The following is a 9,556-nucleotide window of genomic DNA, read 5'->3' on the forward strand; positions in this document are numbered from 1 at the left end:
CTGCAGCCTCAGCGTTCATGCGGTCCGAAGCCGCAAGCAGAACGGGTCTTCGTCCGGCTTGGCCGACTGAGGCAAATGATGCTCGCTTCCCGGTCTTGGTGACCTCCCAGCCTCACGTCGCGGTTTCGAGCCTCGACCTGCCATCTGAGACGACAACAGCACCTCCGATGCGGCGAGCGACTGGGTCTGTGACTGCAACTGAGGCTGCGACCGAGGCGGCGACTGAGGCGGCTCGGGCGCCCGATGCAGCCGAAGCGGCACCTGGAGTGACGCCCGACGCAGACTCCGATGTCGAGGCTGAAGCTGATGCCAGCCCGACAGTGCGTGCATCTGTCGCCAAGCCGCCAACGCTGCCGCTGATCCAACGCCTGATCATTCGTGACGGCGAGCTGTCGGGACCTGCACAGCCGGCTGGGGGCCACTCGAGATCCGGCCTGGGTGCGCTGAACCTGACCGCTGGCCCGATCGGCCCCGGTCGTAGCGGTCGTTTGGATGCAACCTTCAGGCTCTTTGCGCCTGCGTTCGCCGCTAAGCCCCCCAACATTGCGGCTCCGGCTGCTCATGCAGGCGGTGCTGAGAGCCTGAGTGCTGAGACAGCAAGTGGCGACGCCTCGAGCGCTGATCCGGAGGGATCCTCGCTGCCCGGTTTAGTGGAGGCCGAGATCAGGCTGGCCGATCCGCTTACCGAGATGGTGCTGCAACCCTTGCGTCTGCGTCTTGGCGCCAGTGCCGGCGGCCAAGGCCTGCCGATCGAGATCGATGCCGCGGTGCTGATCGAGGTCATGACGGGTCGGATGGCAATCGATCCATTCGAGCTGATCGCCGATCGGCTGCGGATCATGGGCTCGGGCCAGCTGTTTCCGACGCCCCTCGGGCTGGGTGTCGACGCCGAGCTGCAGGTGCCTAGCTTCGACCTGCGCAGCTGGCTCGTCGAGCAGGCCGCTCTGAGCATGCCCGGCACCGCAGACAGCCTGAACAGGGTTGGCGGTCAATTCGACCTCCAGCTTCGCGGCCCCCTGGTGGCGATCGACAATGCAACCCTTGGCATCGATCAAGCCCGAGCAAGGGCAGCGGCCCGGCTGCGGCTGCTGCCGCTACCCACAGCGACGCTGGCGCCGTCAGCGCCGATCGCAGGCCAGCTGGCCTTCGCGGTGGATCGGCTCCGGCTCGATGCCTATCTACCAGGCGCAGAAGGCGCTGCTGCACCGTCGGTGAGCAGCCATGCTACCTCCAAGATGCCGCCACGATTACCGCCACTGCCATCATTGTCGCCGTTACCAGCGCTGTCCGAGACCAGTCCCAGCGCCCAGGGCGTCGAGCTCCAGTTGGCAGCCGGTGAACTGCGGCTGGGTGGGCTTGAGCTGACCTCGGTGCAGCTCGAGGGGCGTTTGCTGCAGCAGGCGCTCGAGCTCGACTCGACTGCCGACTTCTACGGCGGTTGGCTCGAGACGCGGTTTGCTGCGACTCTGGTGCCCCCCTTTCTGGCTTCCCAGTCTCTGGCCTCCGGGTCTCTGGCTTCACCGTTTCCGGCGTCGGACCTGAGGCTTGAGGCGACCGCCGGCGGTGTTGATGTCGAGGCTCTGCTGGCCGACGTGCCGCTCGGGGCAGCCCGACAGCCACCCATCACGGGTCTCGCCGAGATCGAGCTGAACCTCAATGCGGATGGTGCTGATCCGGCGTCGATCATCCAGACGCTGGGCGGCGAGGCCGCGTTCGCGGTGCGCGATGGTGCCGTTACCATGGTCGACCTCGGGCAATTGATCACCGGTACCATCGGGGCTATTGGGGTCTCGCCCGAGGATGCCGAGAATCTGACCCGATTCAGCGCCCTCAGTCTGTCGGCTAGTGGGGCAGAGGGGCAATTCAGCAGCGACGACATCCAGCTGCGCTCGAACTTCCTCAATATCGACGGTGGCGGGCAGTTGGACCTGACAACGCAGCAGATCGCGCTCGAGCTGGAAGCGGTGAGGACCCCGCCGCCGAAGGGGCGCGGGATCACGGAGCTGGAAGACATCCCGATCCCGGTCCGAGCGCAGGGACCCTGGGCTGACCCGCGCTGGGAGGTCGATGTCCGAGCCGCGCTCGATGCGGCTGCGCGGCGTGCGCTGCGCGAGGACAATGGGCTGCTCGATGAGCTCGAGGATCGAACCGGGATCAAGGGGCTCGGCGATGGGCTGCGACAGATCCTGCCGGGATTGCTTGGGCAATGAGCCAGAGCCACGCCAGGCCGCAAGCATGAGGGATTGCGTCTATGCCGAGCCGAAGCCCAGCAACGCGAAGCCGACCGCTCACGAGCGCGAGCATGACAGCGCCAGCGCGTCAGGCTAGCGCTCAACAAAGCGGGGTGCCGACGCCGCGTACTGCTGCTGTAGACGACTTCGGCCAACGCCTATTGCGCTGGTTCGACCGCCATGGTCGCCAGGATCTGCCCTGGCAGCGCGATGCAACCCCGTATCGCGTCTGGATCTCGGAGATCATGCTGCAGCAGACCCAGGTCGCCGTCGTGGTGCCCTATTTTGAGCGCTTCATGGCACGTTTCCCGGATCTGGCCACACTGGCTACAGCCGAGCCGGATGAGGTCCTCCATCTCTGGTCCGGGCTCGGCTACTACGCGCGGGCGCGCAACCTGCATCGCACGGCGCAGGTCATCGTCAGCGAGCACCAAGGACGCTTCCCCGAGCAGATCGAGGTGCTCGAGACCTTGCCCGGCATCGGCCGCTCGACCGCTGGCGCCATCTTGTCGCTCGCGCTCGGTCAGCATCATCCGATCCTCGACGGCAATTGCAAACGGGTCTTGGCCCGCTGCTTCGCGATCCCCGGCTGGCCAGGGGGCAGCGCGGTGCTGCGCCAGCTCTGGGCGCTCGCCGAGGCGCTGACGCCAGTGCAGCGGGTCGCGGCCTTCAATCAGGCGATGATGGACCTGGGGGCGACGCTGTGTAAGCGCTCCAGCCCGGCCTGCGCGAGCTGCCCCTTGGCCGATTGCTGCCAAGCCCTGGCGCAGGACCGCGTACGTGACTATCCCGCCCCAAAGCCACGCAAGCGGGTACCGCTGCGTGCCGCACAAGTGCTGCTCGTCCAAGATCAGCAAGGACAGCTCTTGCTCCAGCGGCGACCACCGGCCGGGATCTGGGGCGGGCTCTGGACGCCGCCGGAGCTTGATGTCGATGCTGATGTCGCGGATTGGTGCCGCTCGCGACTGCAGGCATCGGTGCTGCGACTTGAAATGCTGCCGCCGCGCCGACATACCTTCAGCCACTTCCAGTTCGAGATGCAACCAGTGCTGGTGTTGCTGGCATCGCCACCGGCGCGAATCGGCGACGAGGGCGATAAGGTCTGGGTCGATCCGGCGCAGCCAGGCGGCCTTGGATTACCGGCGCCGATCCGGCACATTCTTGCAGAGCTGGCTCAACGAGCTGGGAGCGAATAGGCCAGGCGCAGCCGCCGAGGTTGACCGCCAGAGCAAACCAAGCCAATGCAAACGACAGGAGTAGCCCGATGAGCCGTATGGTCAACTGTGTAAAGCTCGGCCGTGAAGCCGAGGGTCTGGACCGGCCGCCCTATCCCGGCGAGCTTGGCAAACGCATCTTCGAGAACGTCTCTAAGCCGGCCTGGGCGGATTGGCTCAAGCATCAGACCATGCTCATCAACGAGAATCGTCTGAGCCCGATGGACCCCAAGGCGCGCAAATTTCTCGAGGAGCAGATGGAGAAGTACTTCTTCGGCGAAGGTGCTGAGATGCCTGAGGGCTATGTACCCCCGAAGCAGTAGCCAGCCTACCTCAGGCGAAGACCACGGTCTTGTTGCCGTGCAGCAGCACGCGGTCTTCGAGGTGATAGCGAACCCCGCGCGCTAGGACCGTTTTCTCGACGTCCTTACCCAAGCGGACCATGTCTTCGACCGTATTATGGTGGCCGACACGCACGACGTCCTGCTCGATGATCGGTCCGGCATCCAGCTCGCTGGTTACGTAATGGCAGGTCGCACCGATCAGCTTGACCCCACGCGCCGAGGCCTGATGATAGGGTCGAGCCCCGATGAAGGATGGCAGAAAGCTGTGATGGATGTTGATGATCCGGCCCGGATAGCGTTCACAGAGATCGGGTGGCAGGATCTGCATATAACGCGCTAAGACCACCAGATCCGCACCGGCGGCCTGGATGACACGATTGGCGGCAGCAAAATGCTCGGCCTTGTCCGTCGGATCGACTGGCAAGTACTGGTAATCGATCCCGTGCCAACGGACGTAGTCAGCCAGATCCGGATGATTCGAGACCACGCAAGGGATATCGAAGGCCAGCTCGCCGCTGCGCCAACGGTAGAGCAGGTCCGACAAGCAGTGCGCCTGCTTGCTCGCCAACAGCACCACTCGGCGGTTCACACCGGTATCCGTCAGATACCAGTGCATCGCAAAACGCGTCGCAATTGGCTCAAACAGCGCCCGAAAGCGATCCTCACCGAAGGGGAGCGATGCGGCCCGGACCACATAGCGCATGAAGAACCACTGACTCTCCGGGTCCGAATAGTGGTGCGCTTCGGTGATCCAGCCACCATGCGCGGCGATGAACTCGCTCACTGCGGCGACGATGCCTACCTGATCGGGACAAGAGACGATGAGTCGGTAAGAGCGCTCCATGAGCAAGTCTGGCCTCGGGCTTGATGAACGACCAAAGATCCTAGCCTTCCGCTAAGCCTCTGACCACTGGCCCGGTCGTTGAGCGGGCGCAGATGCCGACGAATCGGTGATGGAGAGCACTGTCTCGCCAGGCACTGCAGCTTGTGGCTAGCTACCTGGATGAAGACAGGAGATGGTAGAAGGCGAGGTTGCGTGTGACCTCCGGGGTCTCGCAGCTTGGGGAGGTGACGCGCTCGGGCTGGAGCGGGGACTGCGGCCCGGAGGGCGGCAGAAAGATTTCGCGGCCTAGCGGCCGGAGGCCGAGCATCGCGGCGGTCACTGGGTCCAAGAGGCCGTCGGTTGGGCGCAGGCCGTTGCGCAGCTGAAACTGGTTGAGTGCGCCCTGTGTCAGCTTGCCGGCGATGCCGTCGAAGTGCGCCGGTTGGGTGCGTTTGCGTGCTTGGGTTTGCGTCTGCAGGCCCGCTTCGGCAAGCGCCTTCTGCAGGGTTGCAATGTGCGGTCTCGAGGCCTGCTGGTGGCTCTTCAGCAGACGGTTGATGCCCATCAGGTCGAGACCCTGCCGCATCGCCACTCGCTGAGCGGCCTGAAGTGCGGCATAGCGAGCGATGCGCTGGTCGTAGATCTCGAGTGCGACGCGCTCGCTCGGCATCAGGCTGTTGGCCAAGGCGGGATCATCGGGCGCGTCCTTGCCGATGAGCTTGCGGAAGGCTTGCAGGGCCTGGTGAATCTCCGGGCTTTCGTAATCGCCGTCCTCCAGCTCGGGTGGCAGCAGGCCCAGATGCTGGAGCGCGGACAGGGCCGTTGGTGGCAGCGACGACAAGGGTTGGTCTTCACCCAGCTGGATCAGCTCGGCAAGGCGCGCTTTATAGGCCTCTGTCTCGGCGGCATCCAGTGGACCAGTGATCAGCCGCGGGGGCAGTCGGACACGGCTATCAGCGGTATGGCCCGTCATCTCCCGGCCACCGATCTCATAACGAAACTCGACCGTCTCCGTGATCGGCTCGCCATCGAGCATCCAGTCCGGCATATCGCCACCCTTGAGCTGGAAGCCGACGCCATACTTGGCACGGACCATCGCCGGTTGTTGCTTGGCCTGTACCCGCTGCGAGAGTGCGTTCAAGAACTCGGCCCACGTGTAAGGGCTGGTCTTGCTGCTCGCATCTCGATAGAACATGCCGGGATTGCCGGTGACCACCGGCGAGCTCGCCGGGAGAGCCCATTGGGATGAGGCCCGAGGCTGGGTAGCGACATCTGGGCTGGAACGGATCGCTGGCCGAGATGAGGAGCCCCGCGACGCACCATAGGCGCCAGCGCCACCGAGCTGGGACCGCGTCTCGCGACGCGCATATCGCCGCGAGCCCAAGCTCGAGCGCTGTCTCGGGATGAGTCGCGTTGTCGTGGCCAGGCCGGCTTGTTTGCCGGCCAATGAATAAGATGATCCTGCGCCCAAGCTGCGGCCCGGCAGACGGATCATCTCTCGTCCGCGGTCGGCCGATAGGCCGGAACCCGTTGGCAGCCGGGGCTCAGTCGCGTACTGCGCCGGCGCAACGCTCAGGGTGTGGCGGGCTTCCCCTCGCGCCAAGGCCAAGATCTGTCGACCACGCTGTTCTCCAAGAAAATGGAACAGGTAGTCCTCTTCTGGGGTCTTGGCTCCGGTGTCGACGCTCAGGTAATGCTTCGCGAAGGCCAGGACCGTGAAATTGTGCCGCAGGAGCTGCAGTTGCTCGTCGTCGGCATCGCGCGTCCCAGCCAGGGTCTCCTGAATGATCCGGCGCACCTGTTGATCGCTGAACGGCCCGGCGCCGAGATCCATTGGCTCGCGACGCAGGGACGCGTCTGCGGCGCTCGCCGCGAGCAACTCGGCACCGTAGCGCTTGATGATGCGATAGAAGGTCGAGGGAATGAACTGCCAGACGCCGGTTGCCGAGCCCAATTGGCCTTCTGCGATCGTCGGTCGGACGAAATCGTTCCAGGTCTTTGCGCTCTCGAATTCTCCGGTGGCTAGCGCTAGCCCCAGGCTTGATCCGGTGCGCTGTGCTACCTCGAGCAGGATTAGCATTTGGCGCGGCGAGATGTCTTGGATCGGGTCGTAGTTGCGTGCCTCGAGCGCCGCCATCGCGCGATAGTCGTCAAGCGCTAACGCGCCGGGCTCCGGGGCGACGGAGTCCGTGATCACTGTGTCTAAGACGGTGCTTGCCGAGGCGGACGCCAAGCTGCAAGCTAAGAACGCTGCCGCCCCACGAAAACGCAAACGATTCGGCCTGTGCTCTGGTCGCTCGATCATTCCGTCACTCCTCGATATCAAGGCGTTACGAATGAAGCCTAGCATCTAGGGCGCTGAAGATGGGCGCCCGGAATAACGCCATCCCATCGGCCAGGGCTTCCTAAATCATCGACGGCAGCTTGACGCTGTAGTGGTCAGGACGCGATCAGGCGTCTTGGACTGCATCCGCCACAGCGGTGCGGCCGGTTTGGCGCGTCCGCTCAAAGGCTTGGGCTGGGAAGCCCTTGTCTGCGAACTCGGCTAGCCATTGCTCGATCTGCGCCTCGGACGGCTGAGGATCGCGCGCCAAGATCCAGGCGCGACGTCGCGATGGTTGGCCGACCAGCGCATACTCGTACTCGTCGCCAAGTCCGATGACCCAGTAATGGTCCCAAAGCACATGCACGCCGTAAAGCATCCGAAAGCTGATCTCAAAGCGGCTGTTGCTCTTGCGATCGACCACCCGTGCGATGGCCTTTGCGGTACCGACGCCGCCGTCGGCATGGGTGCAGCGATTGGTGACATAGACCATGCCATCGTCTCCCAGCAGATAATCCGCCTGCACATCTTGGGTGCAACGGCGCTGGGTGAAGTAGGGTAGTCGCGCGACCTCGTACCAGCGGCCCATGTAGCGTCTGAGGTCCAGGAACGGTACGGTGCTTGGTGCTGTGAGATAGACCCTTGGCTTGCGCAAACGCGTGCTGACGGTGACCTGGGCGTCGACATCATCGCGCTGTCGACTACCGGGTGGGGCGGTGTAGATCTCCTCGGCCCAGTCGGACAGCCCGGTCGTGGTCGCCGGTGTCGCCGCTCGTGTCGATTGGTCTGTGCGCACGGTGGACGGGGTGCGGCTTGTCTTGTCGGCGAGGTCAGGATCATCGTTGCGATCGGCCGAGACCGTCTTGGTCGGGCGGCGGCCGCTGCGCCGGCCATTGGCTAGGCTGCTGCGAAGCTTGGGTGGCGGACGATCCGTCATGCCACCGCTCCCCGGGGGCAACGAGCTCGGTTCGCGTCAGTTCGAGATAACATCATAGAGGATGAGATATTACTGCCGGAGGCAGGTTGATGGATGAGGGAGCAAGGGCCAGACTGCGGCCAGCCGACCAGATGTTTCCCCAGCGGATGTTGCCCTCAGGTCTTGAGTGGCTCAGGCCATCGACCTTGGTGGTATCGAGCACGAGCTAAGGGACAAACCGAGCCAGGCCGCAACCTGGAGCTCAGCAGAGGGACCCAAGCAACTAGACCTAAGCCCTAAGATCCTAAGCCATAAAAACCTAAGCCCTAAACCTCGATGCAAAGGTTAGGCCTAGAAGCCCTGACAGCAACCGTTGGTAAGGAAAAATGCGGGTTTCTACCTACTGACCGCTTGCCATTCTTGGCAGCCGCGACGATCAACGCTTTGGGCTCGGAATTCTGGTTTCGATATTTTGGGTTCGATTACATGGCGATCTGAACGCAGTCGCAGGCATAATTCGGGGTTTCGAGTCGAAGGTGCGTTTCAGCCCGCACCACGGTAGAGCATGCGTTACGAAACAGACGATCTTCGCATACGTGCGATCAAAGAGGTCATTGCACCTCAGGACCTGCACGCCCAATTTCCGATCACCGATGCGGCGGCAGCGACCGTATACCAAACCCGGCAGGCCATCCAGCACATCTTGCATGGACAGGACGACCGGCTCTTGGTCGTCGTCGGCCCATGCTCGGTACATGATCCGGCGGCAGCACTCGACTATGCCCAAGCGTTGCGCGCTCTGCGCGATCAGGTCAGCGATCAGCTGCTAATCGTGATGCGGGTCTACTTCGAGAAGCCACGCACCACGGTCGGCTGGAAGGGTCTGATCAACGACCCGAACCTGGACGGCAGCTTCGAGATCAATAAGGGGCTAGGGCTGGCGCGGCAGCTCCTCGTCGACCTCAACGATCAGGGCGTGCCTGCTGGCACCGAGTTTCTCGATCTGATCAGCCCGCAGTACATTGCCGACCTCGTCAGTTGGGGCGCCATTGGTGCCCGCACCACCGAGAGCCAAGGCCACCGGGAGCTGGCCTCCGGGCTGTCCTGTCCGGTTGGGTTCAAGAACGCAACAGATGGCAGCGTCAAGGTGGCCATCGACGCGATCCATGCTGCGGCGCGGCCCCATGTGTTCATGTCTCTCACCAAGGCGGGGCACTCGGCCATCTTTAGTACCACGGGTAACGAGGATACTCACGTGATCCTACGCGGTGGCAGTCGTCCGAACTACGATACTGAGAGTGTCGATATTGCTGCCACTGCGATCCAGGAGTCGGGGCTGGTGCCTAAGATCATGATCGACTTCAGCCATGCCAATAGCGGTAAGCAGCCAGATAAGCAGATGCGAGTTGCCGAGGATGTCGCTGGTCAGATCGCACGCGGCGAGACCCGCATCTGCGGCGCGATGATTGAGAGCAATCTCGTCGGCGGTCGGCAGAACCTCACCGCTGCGGGAGGCCTGGTCTATGGCCAGAGCATCACCGATGCCTGCCTCGCTTGGGAACAGACCGGACCGATGCTGATGCAGCTGGCCGAGGCCGCCGAGCGTCGTCGCGTACGCTGCTAGCGCCTATTAAGACTTGGTGTTGGGCCGGCTATTTCTCGTCGAAGCCGGCCAGACGATACCCGCGGCGAGCTTCGTCGAGAT

7 protein-coding genes are annotated in these 9,556 nt (G+C 63.6%); 4 read left to right on the plus strand and 3 right to left on the minus strand.

The window, feature by feature from the left end:
* Positions 1-188 precede the first annotated feature (188 nt).
* The 3 genes from ACY693_RS09525 (at position 189) to ACY693_RS09535 (ending at position 3,768) form a co-directional block, all read left to right on the plus strand.
* Positions 189-2,210, plus strand: a complete 2,022-nt coding sequence (locus tag ACY693_RS09525; RefSeq protein WP_462321590.1) for an AsmA family protein — start codon at positions 189-191, stop codon at positions 2,208-2,210.
* 92 nt (positions 2,211-2,302) lie between these two features.
* Positions 2,303-3,427, plus strand: coding sequence for an A/G-specific adenine glycosylase (mutY, locus tag ACY693_RS09530; RefSeq protein WP_462321591.1), 1,125 nt, complete (start codon positions 2,303-2,305; stop codon positions 3,425-3,427).
* 68 nt (positions 3,428-3,495) lie between these two features.
* Positions 3,496-3,768 carry an oxidative damage protection protein gene (locus tag ACY693_RS09535; RefSeq protein ID WP_462321592.1) on the plus strand — a complete coding sequence of 91 codons (273 nt, stop codon included), beginning with the start codon at positions 3,496-3,498 and terminating at the stop codon, positions 3,766-3,768.
* 10 nt (positions 3,769-3,778) lie between these two features.
* Here the strand turns inward: ACY693_RS09535 and purU are convergent, their stop codons facing one another.
* From purU to ACY693_RS09550, 3 genes are all read right to left on the minus strand, one after another.
* Positions 3,779-4,633, minus strand: a complete 855-nt coding sequence (gene purU, locus ACY693_RS09540) for a formyltetrahydrofolate deformylase (protein ID WP_462321593.1) — start codon at positions 4,631-4,633, stop codon at positions 3,779-3,781.
* A gap of 151 nt (positions 4,634-4,784) precedes the next feature.
* Entirely contained in the window at positions 4,785-6,809 is a 2,025-nt protein-coding gene (locus ACY693_RS09545) for a peptidoglycan-binding domain-containing protein (protein WP_462321594.1), read from the minus strand.
* 253 nt (positions 6,810-7,062) lie between these two features.
* On the minus strand, positions 7,063-7,872 hold the full coding sequence (locus ACY693_RS09550; RefSeq protein WP_462321595.1) for a lipocalin family protein: 810 nt from the start codon (positions 7,870-7,872) through the stop codon (positions 7,063-7,065).
* 544 nt (positions 7,873-8,416) lie between these two features.
* Between ACY693_RS09550 and ACY693_RS09555 the strand changes: the two genes are divergently transcribed.
* A complete protein-coding gene (locus tag ACY693_RS09555) occupies positions 8,417-9,475 on the plus strand; it encodes a 3-deoxy-7-phosphoheptulonate synthase (RefSeq protein ID WP_462321596.1) in 1,059 nt (352 codons plus the stop codon).
* Positions 9,476-9,556: the final 81 nt, after the last annotated feature.

This window comes from Halochromatium sp., from assembly GCF_054919635.1.

Bases quoted from the DNA above. Each gene is read 5' to 3' on its own strand.
- mutY (WP_462321591.1), top strand. From the start codon at position 2,303: ATGACAGCGCCAGCGCGTCAGGCTAGCGCTCAACAAAGCGGGGTGCCG.
- ACY693_RS09535 (WP_462321592.1), top strand. From the start codon at position 3,496: ATGAGCCGTATGGTCAACTGTGTAAAGCTCGGCCGTGAAGCCGAGGGT.
- purU (WP_462321593.1), bottom strand. From the start codon at position 4,633: ATGGAGCGCTCTTACCGACTCATCGTCTCTTGTCCCGATCAGGTAGGC.
- ACY693_RS09550 (WP_462321595.1), bottom strand. From the start codon at position 7,872: ATGACGGATCGTCCGCCACCCAAGCTTCGCAGCAGCCTAGCCAATGGC.
- ACY693_RS09555 (WP_462321596.1), top strand. From the start codon at position 8,417: ATGCGTTACGAAACAGACGATCTTCGCATACGTGCGATCAAAGAGGTC.